At 68.3% G+C, this 18,285-nt stretch carries 17 protein-coding genes, 2 tRNA genes and 1 pseudogene; 13 read left to right on the forward strand and 7 right to left on the reverse strand.

The window, feature by feature from the left end; translation table 11 throughout:
- Positions 1-217 precede the first annotated feature (217 nt).
- The 5 genes from dnaA (at position 218) to PCA76_RS00025 (ending at position 6,623) form a co-directional block, all read left to right on the forward strand.
- On the forward strand, positions 218-2,044 hold the full coding sequence (gene dnaA / locus PCA76_RS00005) for a chromosomal replication initiator protein DnaA (RefSeq protein ID WP_272614382.1): 1,827 nt from the start codon (positions 218-220) through the stop codon (positions 2,042-2,044).
- A 776-nt stretch (positions 2,045-2,820) separates the two neighbouring features.
- A complete protein-coding gene (gene dnaN, locus PCA76_RS00010) occupies positions 2,821-3,954 on the forward strand; it encodes a DNA polymerase III subunit beta (RefSeq protein ID WP_272614383.1) in 1,134 nt (377 codons plus the stop codon).
- Positions 3,955-3,993: 39 nt separating this feature from the next.
- Positions 3,994-4,866, forward strand: coding sequence for a phosphogluconate dehydrogenase (NAD(+)-dependent, decarboxylating) (gnd, locus tag PCA76_RS00015; RefSeq protein WP_272614384.1), 873 nt, complete (start codon positions 3,994-3,996; stop codon positions 4,864-4,866).
- A 16-nt stretch (positions 4,867-4,882) separates the two neighbouring features.
- A complete protein-coding gene (gene recF / locus PCA76_RS00020; RefSeq protein WP_272614385.1) occupies positions 4,883-6,016 on the forward strand; it encodes a DNA replication/repair protein RecF in 1,134 nt (377 codons plus the stop codon).
- Entirely contained in the window at positions 6,006-6,623 is a 618-nt protein-coding gene (locus tag PCA76_RS00025) for a DUF721 domain-containing protein (RefSeq protein WP_272614386.1), read from the forward strand. The genes recF and PCA76_RS00025 overlap by 11 nt, the downstream gene beginning before the upstream one ends.
- Before the next feature lie 9 nt (positions 6,624-6,632).
- On the opposite strand, the gene PCA76_RS00030 is transcribed toward PCA76_RS00025, so the two are convergent.
- Positions 6,633-6,860, reverse strand: coding sequence for a hypothetical protein (locus PCA76_RS00030; RefSeq protein ID WP_272614387.1), 228 nt, complete (start codon positions 6,858-6,860; stop codon positions 6,633-6,635).
- A 118-nt stretch (positions 6,861-6,978) separates the two neighbouring features.
- Here PCA76_RS00030 and PCA76_RS00035 point away from each other — a divergent pair, with 118 nt between their 5' ends.
- Complete coding sequence (locus PCA76_RS00035; RefSeq protein WP_272614389.1) at positions 6,979-7,491, forward strand: MarR family winged helix-turn-helix transcriptional regulator; 513 nt, start codon at positions 6,979-6,981, stop codon at positions 7,489-7,491.
- Here the strand turns inward: PCA76_RS00035 and PCA76_RS00040 are convergent.
- Positions 7,476-8,030: a hypothetical protein gene (locus tag PCA76_RS00040; RefSeq protein ID WP_272614390.1), complete on the reverse strand. Its 555-nt coding sequence runs from the start codon at positions 8,028-8,030 to the stop codon at positions 7,476-7,478. The genes PCA76_RS00035 and PCA76_RS00040 overlap by 16 nt on opposite strands.
- A 520-nt stretch (positions 8,031-8,550) precedes the next feature.
- Here PCA76_RS00040 and gyrB point away from each other — a divergent pair.
- From gyrB to PCA76_RS00070, 6 genes are all read left to right on the forward strand, one after another.
- Entirely contained in the window at positions 8,551-10,494 is a 1,944-nt protein-coding gene (gene gyrB, locus PCA76_RS00045) for a DNA topoisomerase (ATP-hydrolyzing) subunit B (protein ID WP_272619804.1), read from the forward strand.
- A 130-nt stretch (positions 10,495-10,624) separates the two neighbouring features.
- Positions 10,625-13,147 carry a DNA gyrase subunit A gene (gene gyrA / locus PCA76_RS00050; protein WP_272614391.1) on the forward strand — a complete coding sequence of 841 codons (2,523 nt, stop codon included), beginning with the start codon at positions 10,625-10,627 and terminating at the stop codon, positions 13,145-13,147.
- Between the two features lie 4 nt (positions 13,148-13,151).
- Positions 13,152-14,066, forward strand: a complete 915-nt coding sequence (locus PCA76_RS00055) for a DUF3566 domain-containing protein (RefSeq protein WP_272614392.1) — start codon at positions 13,152-13,154, stop codon at positions 14,064-14,066.
- 152 nt (positions 14,067-14,218) lie between these two features.
- A tRNA-Ile gene (locus tag PCA76_RS00060) sits at positions 14,219-14,292 on the forward strand.
- A gap of 42 nt (positions 14,293-14,334) precedes the next feature.
- Entirely contained in the window at positions 14,335-14,463 is a 129-nt protein-coding gene (locus tag PCA76_RS00065; protein WP_272614393.1) for a DLW-39 family protein, read from the forward strand.
- A gap of 36 nt (positions 14,464-14,499) precedes the next feature.
- Positions 14,500-14,575, forward strand: a tRNA-Ala gene (locus PCA76_RS00070).
- Positions 14,576-14,747: 172 nt separating this feature from the next.
- Here the strand turns inward: PCA76_RS00070 and PCA76_RS00075 are convergent.
- The 4 genes and pseudogenes from PCA76_RS00075 to PCA76_RS00090 form a co-directional block, all read right to left on the reverse strand.
- Positions 14,748-15,320 (reverse strand): hypothetical protein, encoded by a 573-nt coding sequence (locus PCA76_RS00075; RefSeq protein ID WP_272614395.1) that lies wholly within the window; start codon positions 15,318-15,320, stop codon positions 14,748-14,750.
- A 380-nt stretch (positions 15,321-15,700) separates the two neighbouring features.
- On the reverse strand, positions 15,701-15,949 hold the full coding sequence (locus PCA76_RS00080; protein ID WP_272614396.1) for a hypothetical protein: 249 nt from the start codon (positions 15,947-15,949) through the stop codon (positions 15,701-15,703).
- Positions 15,950-16,033: 84 nt separating this feature from the next.
- Positions 16,034-16,174: pseudogene (locus PCA76_RS00085) on the reverse strand (IS481 family transposase); the annotation flags it as partial.
- 199 nt (positions 16,175-16,373) lie between these two features.
- Positions 16,374-16,718 (reverse strand): cupin domain-containing protein, encoded by a 345-nt coding sequence (locus PCA76_RS00090; protein ID WP_272614397.1) that lies wholly within the window; start codon positions 16,716-16,718, stop codon positions 16,374-16,376.
- Between the two features lie 103 nt (positions 16,719-16,821).
- On the opposite strand from PCA76_RS00090, the gene PCA76_RS00095 reads away from it, so the two are divergent.
- Positions 16,822-17,313, forward strand: a complete 492-nt coding sequence (locus PCA76_RS00095) for a hypothetical protein (RefSeq protein ID WP_272614399.1) — start codon at positions 16,822-16,824, stop codon at positions 17,311-17,313.
- A gap of 240 nt (positions 17,314-17,553) precedes the next feature.
- On the opposite strand, the gene PCA76_RS00100 is transcribed toward PCA76_RS00095, so the two are convergent.
- A complete protein-coding gene (locus tag PCA76_RS00100; RefSeq protein WP_272614400.1) occupies positions 17,554-18,228 on the reverse strand; it encodes a uridylate kinase in 675 nt (224 codons plus the stop codon).
- Positions 18,229-18,285: the final 57 nt, after the last annotated feature.

Raw genomic sequence — 18,285 nt, forward strand, 5'->3', positions numbered from 1 at the left:
CGGTGAACCCGCTTCAGCGCCCGTTCAGGCAGGGGCAGGTCGCACCCGCGTCCGGCGGCGGCCACAATCGGTCGGTACACAGGCTGTGGATAACTTGTGGATGACCACCGGTCGACCGTCCGGGTGGGTGTTGTTCCACCCGCGAACGCGGCGGGCCCGGGACGGCCGGCTGGCAGACAGCGGCGGCCGGGAGCAGAGGCGAGGGGGTGGCACGACGGTGGCCGGTACGACCGACCTTGCCGCAGTGTGGTTAGCGGCGACCGACGAGCTAGCCGACGAGATCATCTCCGCCCAGCAGCGTGCCTATCTCCGACTGACCCGGCTGCGGGCGATCGTCGAGGACACCGCGCTGCTCTCTGTCCCGGACGCGTTCACCCGCGACGTGATCGAGTCGCGGCTGCGCCCGGCGATCACCGAGGCACTGACCCGCCGACTCGGCCGGCCGATCCAGGTCGCGGTCACCGTTCGGGTGGCGGAGGACGCCACGGGCCGACCGGCTGGCACCGTCTATCGCAGCGCCCCGGAGACGGGGCCGCTCGACGTCGAGGGCCCGGCCGCCACACCGTTCGACGACGACCAGGGCGTTCGGCCGGTTGCCGACGCGTTGATTCCTGAGCAGCCACACGCGCCGCGTGCGCCCGAGCCGGTCGCGCCACCCGCGCCGGCGGGCCCGCCGCTCGCGCCGACCGCTGACGGGCATCGTTCAGGGCTGATCCCGGCCAGCAGGGACGGGCAGGAGGCGCTGTTCAGCGCCGCGTTCGCGGAGCCGATGCGGCCGTCCCGACCGGCGCCGGACCGGCGCGGCTACGACGAGCAGGCTCGCCTGGACTCGCCCGGCCCGGACACCCGGCCCTACGAGCCCCGCTACCGGGAAGACTCGGCGTCGCCTCGCGACCAGCACGTGATCCGCGCGTTGCCCCGGGACAGCGGAACGGACAGCGGCCCGGGCCGCAGTGGCGTGGATCATCGGGCGGGTGGCCGCGACGACCGCCGGCTGCCCGGTGCCGACACCGGCGGCAACCGGCTCAACCCGAAGTACATGTTCGAGACGTTCGTCATCGGCTCGTCCAACCGGTTCGCGCACGCCGCGAGCGTGGCGGTGGCGGAGTCACCGGCGAAGGCGTACAACCCGCTGTTCATCTACGGTCACTCGGGGTTGGGCAAGACCCACCTTCTGCATGCCATCGGGCACTACGCCACGACACTCGGCAACGCCCGTTCGGTCCGGTACGTCTCGACCGAGGAATTCACCAACGACTTCATCAACTCGCTCCGGGACGACAAGACCAGCGCGTTCCAGCGGCGCTACCGCGACGTCGACATCCTGCTGATCGACGACATCCAGTTCCTGGAGAACCGCGAGCGCACCCAGGAGGAGTTCTTCCACACCTTCAACACCCTGCACAACGCCAACAAGCAGATCGTGATCACCTCCGACCGGTCGCCGCGCCAGCTCGCCACCCTCGAGGACCGGATGCGAACCCGATTCGAGTGGGGGCTGCTGGCTGACATCCAGCCGCCGGACCTGGAGACCCGGATCGCGATCCTGCAGAAGAAGGCGGCGCAGGAGCGGATGTACGCCCCGCCGGACGTGTTGGAGTTCATCGCCTCCCGGGTGTCGAACTCGATCCGGGAGTTGGAGGGGGCGCTGATCCGGGTGACGGCGTTCGCCAGCCTGACCCGGTCGACCGTCGAGCTGTCACTGGCCGAGGAGGTGCTCCGGGACTTCATGCCGGACGGCGGCGGGCCGGAGATCAACGCCGACCAGATCATGGCCTCGACCGCCGACTACTTCGGAGTGAGCCTGGAGGACCTGCGCGGTCAGTCCAGGTCCCGGGTGCTCGTCAACGCCCGGCAGGTGGCCATGTACCTGTGTCGGGAGTTGACCGAGCTGTCGCTGCCCCGCATCGGGCAGGCCTTCGGCGGCCGGGACCACACCACGGTGATGCACGCCGACCGGAAGATCCGTCAGCAGATGGCGGAACGCCGCTCGCTCTACAACCAGATCGCCGAGCTGACCAACCGGATCAAGCAGAACACCTGAGGCGTACGCCAGCCGTCGCGACGGCACGCAGCCCGGGACACGCCCGGCCGGATCTCCGGCCGGGCGTTCTTTTTTTCCGTCAGCAGCTGGACTCTCGACATGGTGTAGGCCACAGCATTGAGGCCGTGACCGCCTCAACTCCCACTCGTTGTCCACAACTCGTTATCCACCGTCGGTGGATAACTACGGTCCGTCTTTCCCTGGTTACCCACAGGCTGTGGAAAAACCCTGTGTACGACCCTGTGGACGCCTGGGGACAACCGTCACGTTTTCCACCGATGACCGCTGCCCTGTGTACGAGCTGTTGAAGGTTCTGGGGATGAAGGCAATGGTGATCTTCACCGTGATCCACAGGCTTGGGGAGAAAGTCGGTGGATTACCGGTGGACAACCGGTGGACAACGGTGGACAACCGGCCGCCGAGGCCGGGCTGTGGACACGCAAGCCGGTTGTACCCCCGGTTCTCCACAGCTAAATCACCGGTGGATAACGTGTCTGAGCTGCGCAGACCCGGGTTTTCCACAGTTTGCACAGGTGCGATGAAGACTATGAGTTATCTCTTCTAAGAGAACAAAAACCAATCATCACCGTTGGGCTTTCTGTGGATCGGGCCGAACGCTGCCGGATCAGCCGGTCAGCACCGACACGAACCATGGGGTCGGGCGCACAGCCGATGCCCCCGCGCCCTAAGGTTCGATGGGTACCCGCACGGTTGGCGGGATGGTAGGCAGCGGTCGGCATGAGAGAGTTGTCGCTGACGTCGACGCGGAGGCATTGATGAAGTTCCGAGTGGAGCGCGACGCGCTCGCCGAGGCCGTGGCGTGGACCGCGAAGAGCCTGCCCAACCGGCCATCCGTACCGGTGCTTGCCGGGGTGATGCTCCGCGTCACCGACGGCAACCTGCGGGTTTCCGGCTTTGACTACGAGGTCTCCAGCCAGGTGACCGTCGAGGTGCAGGGTGACGCCGACGGCGCCGCGCTCGTCTCCGGCCGCCTGCTCGCCGAGATCACCAAGGCGCTGCCGGCCAAGCCGGTCGACATCGCCGCGGTCGGCGCCCACCTCGAGTTGGTCTGCGGCAGTGCCCGGTTCACCCTGCCCACCATGCCGGTGGAGGATTACCCCGCGCTGCCCGAGATGCCGCAGAGCGCCGGCACGGTCGACGCCGCCGCGTTCGCCACCGCGGTCTCCCAGGTGGCCATCGCGGCCGGCCGTGACGAGACGCTCCCGATGATGACCGGCGTCCGCGTCGAGCTCTCCGGCAACACACTGTCGATGCTCGCCACCGACCGTTACCGGCTCGCCCTGCGCGAGATCCAGTGGCAGCCGGACGACCCCGAGGTGAGCATCAACGCCCTGGTGCCCGCCCGCACCCTGAACGACACTGCCAAGGCCCTCGGCCCGCTGGGCGGCGAGGTCACGCTCGCCCTCGCCCAGGGCGCTGCGGGCGAGGGCATGGTCGGCCTGGCCGGCGGCACCCGACGTACCACCAGCCGCCTGCTCGACGGCGCCAACTACCCGCCGGTGCGCTCACTCTTCCCGGCCACCCACAACGCTGCGGCCCGGGTGCCGGTCAGCGCCCTGATCGAGGTGGTCAAGCGGGTCGCGCTGGTGGCCGAGCGGACCACCCCGGTGCTGCTCAGCTTCAGCGCCGACGGCCTGGTGGTCGAAGCCGGCGGTTCCGAGGAGGCGCGGGCCAGCGAGGCGATGGAGGCCACCTTCACCGGCGACGCGCTGACGATCGGGTTCAACCCGCAGTACCTCATCGACGGCCTGGCCAACCTGGGCTCTCAGACCGCCGTGCTCTCGTTCGTCGACGCCTTCAAGCCCGCGGTGATCTCCCCCGCCGGCGAGGATGGCGAGGTCATTCCGGGGTACCGCTACCTCATCATGCCGATCCGCGTTTCCCGCTGATCGCGCCCAGCAACACCAGATCCACGGAGGTAGAAACACATGCAGCTCGGCCTTGTAGGACTCGGCCGTATGGGCGGCAACATGCGGGAGCGGCTGCGTGCTGCTGGTCACGAGGTTGTCGGCTTCGACAACAACGCGCAGCTGAGCGACGTCGCGACCATCGCGGGCCTGGCAGAGAAGCTTGAGTCACCGCGTGCGGTCTGGGTCATGGTGCCCGCCGGCGTCACCGACGCCACCATCGACGAGTTGGCTGCGGTCCTCGGCGAGGGCGACATCATCATCGACGGCGGCAACTCGCGCTTCAGTGACGACGCCCCCCGGGCCGAGCGGCTCAACGAGCTGGGCATCGGCTACCTCGACGTCGGTGTCTCCGGCGGCGTCTGGGGCCGGCAGAACGGCTATGGGCTGATGGTCGGCGGCGCCCAGGAGCACGTCGACCGGCTGATGCCGATCTTCGACGCTCTCAAGCCGGAGGGCGAGTTCGGCTTCGTGCACGCCGGGCCGGTCGGCGCCGGGCACTACTCGAAGATGGTGCACAACGGCATCGAGTACGGCCTGATGCACGCCTACGCCGAGGGCTACGAGCTGATGGCCGCCTCCGAGCTGGTGACCAACGTGCCGGGGGTCATCAAGTCCTGGCGAGAGGGCACCGTCGTGCGTTCCTGGCTGCTCGACCTGCTGGACCGGGCACTCGACGAGGACCCGGAGCTGGCCGACCTGAGCGGCTACACCGAGGACACCGGCGAGGGCCGGTGGACCGTCGACGAGGCGGTCCGGCTGGCCGTGCCGCTGAATGTCATCACCGCTTCGCTGTTCGCCAGGTTCGCCTCGCGGCAGGACGACTCGCCCGCCATGAAGGCCGTCGCCGCGCTGCGCCAGCAGTTCGGCGGCCACGCCGTCCACAAGCGCTGAGCGGTATCCACAACCTGTGTACGTTCACCGGCTGGAACTGGTCGACTTCCGCTCGTACGAGCGGGTGGCCGTCGACCTCCAGCCGGGGGCGAACGTCCTGATCGGCGCCAACGGCGTCGGCAAGACCAATCTCGTCGAGGCGCTGGGCTACGTGGCGACCCTGGATTCACACCGGGTCGCCACGGACGCACCTCTGGTCCGGATGGGCGCCACGTCCGCGGTGATCCGCTGTGCGGTGGTCCACGAGGGGCGCGAGCTGCTGGTCGAGCTGGAGATCGTGCCCGGCAAGGCCAACCGGGCCCGGCTGGGCCGATCACCGGCGCGGCGGGCTCGGGACGTACTCGGTGCCCTGCGGCTCGTGCTCTTCGCCCCGGAAGACCTTGAGTTGGTCCGCGGCGACCCGTCCGAGCGCCGCCGCTACCTGGACGACCTGCTGGTCAACCGGCAGCCCCGGTACGCGGGTGTGCGGGCCGACTACGAGCGGGTGGTCAAGCAGCGCAACGCCCTGCTGCGCACGGCGTACCTGGCTCGCAAGACCGGGGGGTCACGCGGCGGCGACCTTGGCACCCTCGCCGTCTGGGACACCCACCTGGCCCAGCACGGCGCGGAGTTGCTTGCCGGGCGACTGGAGCTCGTCGCCGCGCTCACCCCGCACGTCGCCAAGGCGTACGACGCGGTGGCCGCCGATCGGGGTGCGGCTAGCATCGCCTACCGGCCCTCGATCGAGCTGGCCGAGCCGACCACCGACCGGGCCGCGCTGTCCGACGCACTGATCGCCGCCCTGGCCGCGTCCCGCTCCGCCGAGATCGAACGGGGCACCACCCTGGTCGGCCCACACCGTGACGAACTGGCGCTGACCCTCGGCCCACTGCCCGCCAAGGGGTACGCCAGCCACGGCGAGTCGTGGTCGTTCGCGCTCGCGCTGCGGCTGGCCGGGTACGACCTGTTACGCGCCGATGGCATCGAGCCGGTGCTGGTGCTCGACGACGTCTTCGCGGAGTTGGACACTGGCCGCCGGGAGCGCCTGGCGGAGTTGGTCGGCGGGGCGAGCCAGCTGCTGGTCACCTGCGCGGTCGACGACGACGTGCCGGCCGCCATGCGCGGCACCCGCTACCAGGTAGGCGAAGGGACGGTACGCCGTGTCGGATGAGCCACGTACCAACCGCCCCGCGGCCGGCGGAGGCGACGCCGCGGCCTCGCGTACTCCTAAGGCGGAGGCGAAGGGCGGTGAGCCGGCGGCGGCCGCCAGTGGGCCGGAGTTGGCTCGGGCGGTGCTCGACGCGGCGCTGTCCCGGCGGCAGGCGGCGGCACGCGCCCGGCGTGCCCCTGGCGGCGGAAGCGGCGACGCTGCCGGCGGTTCGGGGCGGCGGTTGCGTGGTTACTCCGGCCCGGGCCCGGACCCGCGTGATCCGCAGCCGCTCAGCGCGGTGCTGAACCGGCTGGTGAAGGCGCGTGGCTGGCAGCAGCCGGCGGCCGAGGCCACCGTGTTCGGTGCCTGGGAGCGGGTCGTCGGCGCAGAGGTCGCCCAGAACAGTCGCCCGGTCAAGCTGGAGAACGGCGAGCTGACCGTGGAGGCGCGATCGACCGCCTGGGCGACTCAGCTGCGGTTGCTCGCTGGGTCGCTGCTCAAGCAGATCGCCAGCGAGGTCGGCCACAACGTCGTGCGCAAGCTGCACATCCACGGCCCGGCCGCGCCCTCCTGGGCGAAGGGGCCGCGTCGGGTACGCGGCCGGGGCCCACGCGACACGTACGGCTGAGCCGGCTCCTCAGCTCCGCCGGTCGGCCTCGCGGGCTGCCCGCTTCCGTTCGCGCTGCTCCCGGGTGTAGCGCTTGCGCTCAGCCAGGTCGCGTTTCCACGCCTCGCGGGCCTCGGCGGAGCCGCCCTGCACCGCGCCCTGCACGCCCTCGGCGGGGCCGGCGAGGTGCCGGAAGGCCCAGCTCAGGAGTCGGCCGCCCTCGCCAGGGGCCCTGGTGACCGCGCTGTCCTCGCTCATCTGCCGCCCTCTCCCGCGTTGCGTCGTCCCGCCCGTCGAACGAGCAGATCATTGGGGCACCAATGGTTGGTACACCAATGATCGGTACGATAGCCACCGTGCTTGGGGAGGGCAACCGATGAGCGAACATCCGGACGGCGTCGACCCGTTGGCGCTGGAGCAGCAGGTGTGCTTCGCACTCTCGGTGGCCGCCCGCAGCGTGGTGGCGGTCTACCGCCCGCTCCTGGAACCGATGGGGCTGACCCATCCGCAGTACCTGGTCATGTTGGCGCTCTGGCAGCACGCGCCGTTGTCCGGTCGCGACCTCAGCCGCCTGTTGCAGCTCGACCCGGGCACACTGTCGCCCCTGCTCAAGCGGCTCGAATCGACTGGCTACCTGCGGCGGGAACGTGACCCCGGCGACGAGCGCAGCCTGGCGGTCACACTCACCGCCAGCGGTGCCGCACTCCGGAGCCAGGCAGAGTTGATCCCGGCCGCGATCGTGCAGCGACTCGGGCTGCCCGTCGAGGACCTGCAACACCTACACGCGGTGCTCACGCAGGTGATCGCGGCGGCCAACCGACCGGGCGGCGACGAGACCGCCCGAGAAACCGACCCGGCGACCGGCGCGGCGGCTCAGGCGTCGGCGTAGACGGCGAAACCGCGCTCGGCGCAGCGCCGGTAGAACGCGGCCAGCACGCCCAGCTCGGCGCAGGTGAAGTTCCACTGCGGCGGGTCGCCGCGCTCGTCGCGCAGTGCGTCGAGCCGGCTCTCCAGCCACCGCAGTTGCTGCTCGGCCAACCTGCCGTCGCCGAGCAGCGAGCGCAGCACGGTGCTCACAGACTCGAAGGTCACCGGCTCGCCATGCGGGCGGTGCCCGGCCACGAACCTCTCGATGCCGCTGGCGATCCAGGAGCAGCCGTCCGGGTCGATCACCGGGTCCTCGTCCTCGGCGGCGGCGTCTGTGGCGTACAACACACCTTCGAGGCCGAGGAGTAGATCCACCAACTCGGTGTACGCGGTCGCCCGGATGGTGCCGGTCTTCGCGATGAGCTCAGCCAGGGCCGCCGTCGGCGCGGAGATCCGCGGCAGATCGACGATTTCGCCGAAGTCGACGAACTCGGCCGGCGCGACCGGGTCGTAGAAGCGGCCGGTCCGCGGCCAGTGCACCGCGACGTTGTCCAGCCCCATCTGTCACCTCTTCGAGAGCACGTGTCGAGTCGATCGAGTCGATCGTCCGGTTCCGGCCGGTAAAGATCAAGGCTGGTTCCGGGGCGCCGCAAACGTACGGCACGGACGCTTTGTCCGCGACCCCCGACCCGCCCGACCGCGGGTCAACGCATCCAGGGGCGGCGCGTGCGATCGGAGCCTGGCGTGTGGGGGGAGTCGTGGGCAGCGGGGTTCTGCCGGCTATGGACTTCTCAGCCGCCTCTCTGAGGGTGCCGAGTGGTGGTTCTGTCCTCCACGCACAGTAGGATTGACAGCGAGACGAAGACCCGGTGCGGGAGAGGGACGGGGCCAGCGGCCCCAGGTTCATTCTCCACGTCGGGTCGAGCCGATCGCGATCCGCGGGCAACCGCGGCGACCGGCGCGTTCGACCCGTTGTCCGGAGGTCTCCGGCACCGGTCCGCGCGCCGACGTCGCGTCCTGTCCGCCGAACCCGCGCCCGACGCGCCCTACCGGCGTGGCTGACGCGAGAAAGTGGCCGAGCGTGGCAGCGCAGGACAAGCAGTACGACGCAGAGTCGATCACCGTTCTTGAGGGGCTGGAGGCGGTCCGCAAGCGGCCCGGTATGTACATCGGGTCCACCGGCGAGCGTGGTCTGCACCACCTCGTCTGGGAGGTCGTCGACAACGCGGTGGACGAGGCGCTGGCCGGTTACTGCGACACCATCGATGTCGTGCTGCTCGCCGACGGTGGCGTCCAGGTCACCGACAACGGCCGTGGCTTCCCGGTCGACCTCCACCCCAAGCTCAAGAAGCCGGGTGTCGAGGTCGCGCTGACCGTGCTGCACGCGGGTGGCAAGTTCGACGGCAAGGCGTACGCGGTCTCCGGTGGTCTGCACGGCGTCGGCGTGTCCGTGGTGAACGCGCTCTCCACCCGGATGGCCGTGGAGATCCACAAGTCCGGTTTCGTGTGGCGGCAGCAGTACCACGACTCCAAGCCCGACCCGTTGGAGAAGGGCGAGACCACCGACCGCACCGGCTCGGCCGTCTCCTTCTGGCCCGACCCGAACATTTTCGAGACTGTCGACTTCGACTTCCAGACCATCTACCGGCGCCTGCAGGAGATGGCCTTCCTCAACCGTGCCCTCCGCATCCACCTGCTCGACGAGCGGGTGGCCGAGGAGGAGGACGGCCGGCAGCGCGAGGTGACCTTCTACTACGAGGGCGGCATCGCCGACTTCGTCCGGCACCTCAACGCCTCGAAGAGCCCGATCCACAAGACCGTGGTCGAGTTCGGCGCCGAGGAGGAGGGGATGTCGCTCGAAATCGCCATGCAGTGGAACGAGTCGTACGGCGAATCGGTCTACACCTTCGCCAACACGATCAACACGCACGAGGGCGGCACCCACGAGGAGGGCTTCCGGTCCGCGCTGACCAGCGTGGTCAACCGGTACGGCACCGACAAGAAGCTGCTCAAGGGCGACGAGAAGCTCTCCGGCGAGGACATCCGCGAAGGGCTCGCGGCGATCATCTCGGTCAAGCTGGCCAACCCGCAGTTCGAGGGCCAGACCAAGACCAAGCTCGGCAACACCCCGGTGAAGAGCTTCGTGCAGCGGGTCTGCAACGACCGGCTGGTCGACTGGTTCGACCGCAATCCGGCCGAGGCCAAGATGATCATCACGAAGGCATCCCAGGCGGCTCGGGCCCGGATCGCCGCGCAGCAGGCGCGCAAGCTGGCCCGGCGCAAGTCGCTGCTGGAGTCCGGCTCGATGCCGGGCAAGCTGGCCGACTGCCAGTCCACCGACCCGCGCGAGTCCGAGGTGTTCATCGTCGAGGGTGACTCGGCCGGTGGCTCGGCCAAGCAGGGCCGCGACCCGCGGACCCAGGCGATCCTGCCGATTCGCGGAAAGATCCTCAACGTGGAGAAGGCCCGGATCGACCGGGTGCTGAAGAACAACGAGGTCCAGGCGCTGATCACCGCGCTGGGCACCGGCATCCACGACGACTTCGACATGGAGAAGCTGCGCTACCACAAGGTGGTGCTGATGGCCGACGCGGACGTCGACGGCCAGCACATCCAGACACTCCTGCTCACCCTGCTGTTCCGCTTCATGCGTCCGCTGGTCGAGATGGGCAACGTCTACCTGGCAGCCCCGCCTCTCTACAAGATCAAGTGGAACAAGAAGGGCGACGACGCGCAGTACGCGTACTCCGACCGTGAGCGGGACGGGCTGATCGCACTGCGCCAGCAGAAGAAGCCGAATGCCAAGCCGGACGACATCCAGCGCTTCAAGGGCCTCGGCGAGATGAACTATCCCGAGCTGTGGGAAACCACGATGAACCCGGCGACGCGTACCCTGCGTCAGGTCACTCTCGACGACGCGGCGACCGCCGACGAGTTGTTCAGTGTGCTGATGGGTGAGGACGTGGAGGCGCGCCGGTCGTTCATCCAGCGCAACGCCAAGGACGTGCGGTTCCTGGACATCTGACGGACCACGGTGGGTCGGCCGGGCGCTGCCCGGTCGATCCACTGGTCCACAGAGTTATCCACAGCTTGGCCGGTATCCACAGCGGTTATCCACAGCACGAAAACGACTCTGAGTCTGATAAGGGTATACAGTGACCGATTCTCCCGAGTCCACACCGAACGAGCCCGAGGTCCCCACCGAGGCCATCGCCGCCGTGGTCGCACACGACCGGATCGAACCGGTCGGGCTCGAGGTGGAGATGCAGCGCTCCTACCTCGACTACGCGATGAGCGTCATCGTCGGGCGGGCGCTGCCGGACGTCCGGGACGGGCTCAAGCCGGTCCACCGCAAGATCCTCTACGCCATGTTCGACTCCGGCTACCGCCCGGACCGCGGCTACGTGAAGTGCTCCCGTGTCGTCGGTGACGTGATGGGTCAGTTCCACCCACACGGTGACTCGTCGATCTACGACGCGCTGGTCCGGATGGCGCAGCCCTGGTCGCTGCGATACCCGCTGGTCGACGGCAACGGCAACTTCGGCTCGCCCGGTAACGATCCGGCTGCCGCGATGCGATACACCGAGTGCAAGCTGGACCCGCTGGCCATGGAGATGCTGCGGGACATCGACGAGGACACCGTCGAACTGCAGAACAACTACGACGGTCGGGCCAAGGAGCCCACGATCCTGCCGTCGCGGATCCCCAACCTGCTGCTGAACGGCTCCGAGGGCATCGCGGTCGGCATGGCCACCAAGATCCCGCCGCACAACCTGCGTGAGATCGGCGCGGCGGTGCAGTGGTGCCTGGAGCACCCCGAGGAGGACGAGGAGACCACTCTTGAGGCGTTGCTCGGCATCGTCAAGGGTCCGGACTTCCCGACCCACGGCCTGATCGTCGGTACGACCGCGATTCAGGACGCGTACCGCACGGGTCGTGGCTCGATCCGGATGCGCGCCGTGGTGGAGGTCGAGGAGGACAAGCGGGGCCGCCCCTGCCTGGTCGTCAGCGAGCTGCCCTACCAGGTCAACCCGGACAATCTCGCGGAGCGGATCGCCGAGCTGATCAAGGAGGGCAAGCTCGCCGGGATCGCCGACATCCGCGACGAGTCCTCCGGTCGTACCGGCATGCGGATCGTCCTGGTGCTCAAGCGCGACGCGGTCGCGAAGGTCGTGCTGAACAACCTCTACAAGCACACCCAGCTCCAGGAGACCTTCGGGGCCAACATGCTGGCCCTGGTCGACGGGGTGCCGCGCACGCTCAACCTGGCCCAGTTCCTCCGCTACTACGTCGAGCACCAGATCGACGTGATCCGCCGGCGGACCGCGTTCCGGCTACGCAAGGCCGAGGAGCGGGCGCACATCCTGCGCGGTCTGGGCAAGGCGCTGGACGCGTTGGACGAGGTGATCGCCCTGATCCGGCGCTCGCCGACCGTAGACGACGCCCGGCAGGGCCTGATCCGGCTGCTGGAGATCGACGAGATCCAGGCGACCGCAATTCTGGACATGCAGCTGCGCCGGCTCGCCGCGTTGGAGCGGCAGCGGATCGTGGACGACCTGGCCAAGCTTGAGATCGAGATCGCCGATCTCAAGGACATCCTCGCCAAGCCGGAGCGGCAGCGGAGGATCATCTCGGAGGAGCTCGGTGAGATCGTCGCCAAGTGGGGCGACGACCGGCGGACGCAGATCATCCCGTTCGACGGCGAGGTCTCGATGGAGGACCTCATCGCCCGCGAGGACGTGGTCGTCACGATCACCCGGACCGGGTACGCCAAGCGGACCAAGGTCGATCTCTACCGCTCACAGCGGCGCGGCGGCAAGGGCGTCAGTGGCGCCACCCTGCGGCAGGACGACATCGTCAGCCACTTCTTCGTCTGCTCGACCCACGACTGGATCCTGTTCCTGACGAATAAGGGCCGTGTCTACCGGGCCAAGGCGTACGAGTTGCCTGAGGCCAGTAGGGTAGCCAAGGGCCAACACGTGGCCAACTTGCTCGCCTTCCTACCCGACGAGCAGATAGCGCAGATCATTCAGATCCCGAACTACCAGGTAGCTCCCTATCTGGTACTGGCCACGAAGAACGGCCTGGTGAAGAAGACGCGGCTTGAGGAGTTCGACTCCAACCGTTCCGGCGGCATCATCGCGATCAACCTGCGCGATGAGGACGAGCTGGTCGGTGCTGCGTTGGTTGCGCCGGAGAACGACCTGCTGCTGGTCTCCAAGAAGGCACAGGCGATCCGCTTCAACGCCTCTGACGAGGCGCTGCGGCCGATGGGCCGGGCCACCTCGGGTGTGATCGGCATGCGCTTCACGGACGATGACGTCCTGCTCGCCATGGAGGTCGTCCGGGAAGGTTTGGACGTTCTGGTGGCCACGAACGGGGGATACGCGAAGCGCACCCCGATCGAGGAATACCCGGTGCAGGGCCGGGGAGGTAAGGGCGTGTTGACTGCGAAGATCACCGAACGGCGCGGTGGTCTGGTCGGCGCGGTGGTGATCGATCCGGACGACGAGCTGTTCGCGATCACCAGCAACGGTGGTGTCATTCGGACTCCGGTGAAGCCTGTACGCCGTACGCGTGACCGGAACACAATGGGGGTCAAGCTGATGGACCTCCCGGACGGCGTGACTATCGTGGCGATTGCTCGCAATGCCGACGAGCCTGACGAACAGGACTAGTTGAATGACGGAGACACAGGCGAAGTCGGGGAACACGGGGACCTCGGCCAACCCGGTCGACGAGGAGGCCGCCAAGGGCGGCACACCAGCGACCGGCCGCGCGGCCGTAGGCCGGGCAACGGTCCCCGCCGATGCGCCTGCCCCGAAATTCACGAGGGCCCCGGGCATGACACCCCCGCCGGAGCAGACCGGCGATGACGCTGGGTCGGGCGACAACAAGACCGAGGCGTCCAGCGCTGAGGCGCCGACGTCCGCCGCCGCCACACCTCCGGGTTCGGCGGCGGCACCCTCGGCCCGTCCGGCGACCACCCAGCCGATCAACGTCCGGCCCGGCCAGGCGGCGTCGACCGGGACCACCGGCACCCAGCCGCGGATCACACCCGGCATGACCCAGCCGCAGCCGGACGCGACGCGTACCGCCGCTGCCGGTCGCCCGGCCAGCGGCGGTGGCCTGCCTCCGGGCATCGGCAACGCGTCCGCCGTCGGGGCTGCCCGCGTCGGCGACGCGGTACGTGCGGCGCGTACGTCGGTCAGCTCGGCCGCGTCCCGCGGACCGCGCCGGGCCAGGCTGAACCTGAAGCGCATCGACCCGTGGTCGGTGATGAAGTTCGCGTTCGCCGTCTCGGTGGTGCTCTTCATCGTCGTGGTGGTCGCCACCTCGGTGCTCTACCTGGCGCTGGACGCCATGGGCGTGTTCCAGAGCGTCAACGAGAGCCTGAGTGACCTGGTCAACGCAGGCGGTGGGCAGAGCACCAGCGGCTTCCAGATCACCGCCAAGGGCGTAATCCTCAGCTCGGCGCTGATCGGCCTGGTCAACGTGGTGCTGTTCACCGCGCTGGCCACGCTGGGAGCATTCGTCTACAACGTCTGCGCCGACCTGGTCGGCGGGATCGAGCTGACCCTCGCTGAGCGGGACTGAGTCGACCGGGACGCCGGGGCACCGTGGAAAGCGGTCGCCCCGGTGTCCCGTACTCAGGTAGGTTTTGCAGGCGGCGACGGGCTCGGCTCGCAGGCGCGGACCCCGATTTGGGGCCGGCAGTGCGGATGGGTTAATCTTGCTCGTCGCTACGCGGGGCTATAGCTCAGTCGGTTAGAGCGCAGAGCTGATAACTCTGAGGTCGATGGTTCGATTCCATCTAGCCCCACCGCACGTCGTCCGACGGTAGTCGAGCGCGAGGGGTCGCCCCATGTTCAAGAAGCTGCTGATTCTGGCTAGCGTTGTCGGCGTGGCCGCCGTCGTGTTCAACAAGATCAAGGCCTCGAACGACGAGCGTGCCCTGTGGCACGAGGCGACCACCGCGCCCGACCTGCGCTGACGTCCGGCCCGGCGACGGGCGTTCGACGCTGCTCACGGGGCCCTAGCTCAACTGGCAGAGCACTGCCTTTGCAAGGCAGGGGTTAGGGGTTCGAGTCCCCTGGGCTCCACCAGCACTTTCCCCGGTTGATCTCGGTCCGAGTACAGCCAATGCGGCCCGCAAGCGGGCCGGGCCGGCCGGTCACGCTTCGGACGACCAAGCCCTTGATAGACCTCGGGGCTTAGCCCGAACCCCGACGCTCCTCAGAGATGCCGCCGCAGCGCTTGGCCTTGGTCTGTTACGCGTCAGCCCACCGTGAATATGCGTGAACACTTGCTCAGAGCATCGCGCTCCCAGTCGCTTCCTACGAGAGCGACGGGGTAGCTGACCTTTCTGCCCTGCTTGTCATCGGTCTCGACTGATAACCCTAGCGGCAGCGGCTCTCGCTGGAGGCGTGCGACCGAGCACTCGAACCACAGCTCGACCGCGAGCTGACCGGTGCTGCCAGGGGGTAACAGCCGGGGCGATCCGATGCTGTGTATTACGACGCCCGGCCTCTCTGTATGAACCCCACGAACGGTGATCGGCCCGGGGCCGGCGTTGGCCAACGCCAAATACCCAGACAGTCGGACGGATCCCTCGGAGGCTGCGCTTCCAGAGTCGGCCGATTGAGGGAAGGCCACGAGTGCGACCACGGCGCTCCGCTCCCGCTGATCACGCGAGTCTCGCAGTTGGCTGACACCGAAACCGCCAAGCACAACGCCGACCACGAAGGCGGCGACGAGCAGCAGGGGCACCTTCTGTCTGACCACGAGGCGGTCATGGGCGGGGGTACCCGACTTCGCCGACTGGTCATTGTGCTCGTCCAGGTCGATCACTGCACGCTCCGCAACATGGGCGTCAGCCTAGGGTCTCTTCACACCAGCAGGTCGCCCGGCCGTAGCGCCGCCCGTACAGCCAAGGCCATCCGCAGACGCCGATCAAGCCCGACAACGACGGACAGGCTGACCAGGCGTGCAAAGCCGGACCAGCCACCCCTGATGTTCTTCTAACCGGAAGGCCAGCATGGGCCATCCGTGGGCCAGTAACCGTGGCGCGCAGCGGGCACGAGCGGGCATGAGAGGCAACCGGACCGGCCGCCGCCCGCAGGCGTTTCGGGCATCGCGACGGCCTACGCAGACTCTTTCAAACTGACGGTTCGGGCTGCGATGATCACGTTGTGGGTGGTGGCTATGGCGGCAGCGAGGGCTGGCCCGCACTACGCGCGCAGCTGCACGTGGGCCAACGCCGGACCGGTCGCGTGTTCTGGGTTCCAGATCCTGGTGTGATCGGGGTCGGTGTCGACCTCGGTTTTGCCGTGAAGGGCTTCGTGGATGTCCTGATGTTGCCGTATGACGCGGCACAGTGGCCGACGCTCGGCACCGTAACCGAGTTCGAAATCATTCATATGAGTGAGCGGCCTCAGATACGTCTCCGGCCCGTCGAGCCGAGCTACCGAGCGGATCATCCGTAGCTCCGCTGTACAGCCATCCGTACAGCCAAGCCGGCCGATAGGCATAGGTCACGAGCGACGGTAGCCGACAAGTCCAGCACGCTCGGCCCAGCGTTTCGCTGTAGTCGGGCTGACCTGGAACCGTTCCGCGGCCCGGCACAGGGGCCACTCGTCGTCGACGACGCAGGTGGCCAGGCGCAGTCTGCCGCGTTCGGTCAGGGGTGCATTAGCGTGGGTCACGAGGACCTCCCGGGTGATGCGGAACCTTCGACAAGCTCCACCTCACCCGGAGGTCCTCACCCATTTCAAGATCTACGCCCTGTCACCAACGTCCATGGACAGAACAACTAGAGCCTGTGTCGAAGTCGGCGCCGGGGTATGAGCTGACTTAAAGACCTCCGCGTGTCAGAGGTCGATATGTAGCGAGTTCTCCGCCGCCCTACTCGGCTCGTCGACCCGGAGCGCGCGAGCCGTACGCCGGGCCGAACACCACCAGCAGCGCCAGGTCCTCGGTCACCTCGTCGAACCGGTGCTCCTCGCCAGCCGGCACGAAGATCACCGAACCCGGGCCCACCTCGACCGCGCCGTCCGGCGTCACGATCCGGGCCCGCCCTGCGGTGACCACGTAGATCTCATCCTCGGTGTGCGGGCTCTGATCGTCGAGACCGCCCGCCGGGATGCAGTACGTCCCCACCGACAGGTCCGGCACTCTCAGGTGTTCGACCCAGTCGTTGGCGGCCCCGGCGGGTGCGGTCCATCGGCCCGCGCCTTCGATGATCAGCATGGCGGAAGCCTAGAGCCTGTGTCGTAGTCGGTGCGGTCTTGCCACCGGTCGGGGGGTGGCAGCAGAGCGGCGACGCTTGAGGCTTGCCTCCTACTGTCCCAGCATGGGATACGACATCGGCTTCCTCATGCCAAGCCAAGACGATGACCGCTTGAGCGACGATCTGCCGCTGCTCCAACTCACGAACGAACAGGAGGCTGCCTGGCGGCGGATCGTCGCGCGGGCACAGCAGGAGATCGGTGCAGCCGACGAAGATCGGTACCCGACGCACCTTGAGTTGTGGCTCCAAAACCCCGCCATGCAGCTCTGCTACGCCGGCAACTCCGCGTCCATCGAAATCCCCTACCGATACACAGCGACCGCAGCCAGCGCGCATGCTGCCCTCGCTACCGCGTACGCGCTCGCCCGCATCGTGGAGGCCGAGACAGGGATGCGCGGCCTCGATTACGAGGTGAACCAAGCAATCCAGGACAACGATCTGCCGCAGGCAGTGGCCCGGTACCGGGGCATTGGACAACACGTTCGCGATCTGGTGGCGGGGCAAGGTCCGGACAGCAGATCATCGGACCGTCATGGGCCGTCCACGGGCCAGTAGCCACGGGGCTCAGCGGTCACGAGCGGGCACGAGACGCAACCGGGCTCTCCGTCCTGCTCAGTGACGGTGCAAGCCGCATCGCGGACCGCTTCGCACTCGCCGACTGGCCGGAAGTTCTCGCCCTCATGATCGGCCAGCTGATCCGCTACACATCTCCGCCAGGTGACGTGCGACAGGGGGTTAGGGGCTGGCGGCAGGTCGGCGGAGCGTGAGCGCACGGATCCTCCGAATTGAGTGCGGTCAGTGTGTTCGGGTCTCCCAGACCGGCAGTTGGGGCTCGTCGTTGTGCACGATGATGTTGGCGTAGTGGGTCGGGCGGACCGTAGCGAAGTAGAGCTGTTGGGAGGGGATGTAACGCTCGCGCCAGCGCCGTTCGACGTCGGCCCGAGATAGCACCCGGCGCTCTCGGATCACGGCACGATCCACGGTCTTTTCGAGCGCGGTCGACACGAAGATGCGCAGGTCCCACCGGTCGATCAGTTCCGGGCGCATGAGGAAGACGCCGTCGAAGACCAGCACGGCGCCGGCGGGGGCAGTCGTGACCGGCGGGGACAGCGCAGTATCCGCGGTGCGGTCGTAGACCGCGTGTTGGAAGCGCCGATCTCCGCCGGGGCCGAGCGGATCGAGCAGAACCCGGTTCAGCGCGTCGTAGTCGTGGGTGTCGTAGTAGCACCCTTCGGCGGAGTACTCGCCGCGCGGATAGCGCTGTGCCCGGGGGAAGAGGAAATCGTCGATCGTCGCGCGGATGACGTCGCGCCCCTGTTCGCGTAAGACGACGGCCAGCTCGTCGGCGAGCGTGGTCTTGCCGGCGGCGGGCGGTCCGTCGACGGCAACCCGCATCGGGTGAGCGACTGTGACGGACCGGACTGCCTCAGCCAGGCGGCCGAGCATCTCGTCGCGGGTGCCTTGGTCCATGTCCTGCCCCGCCCTAGTCTCGCGAAGGTCGCCGTGTCGGGCCGACCTTATGCGCTG

Source organism: Micromonospora sp. LH3U1, from assembly GCF_028475105.1.
Lineage (GTDB): Bacteria > Actinomycetota > Actinomycetes > Mycobacteriales > Micromonosporaceae > Micromonospora.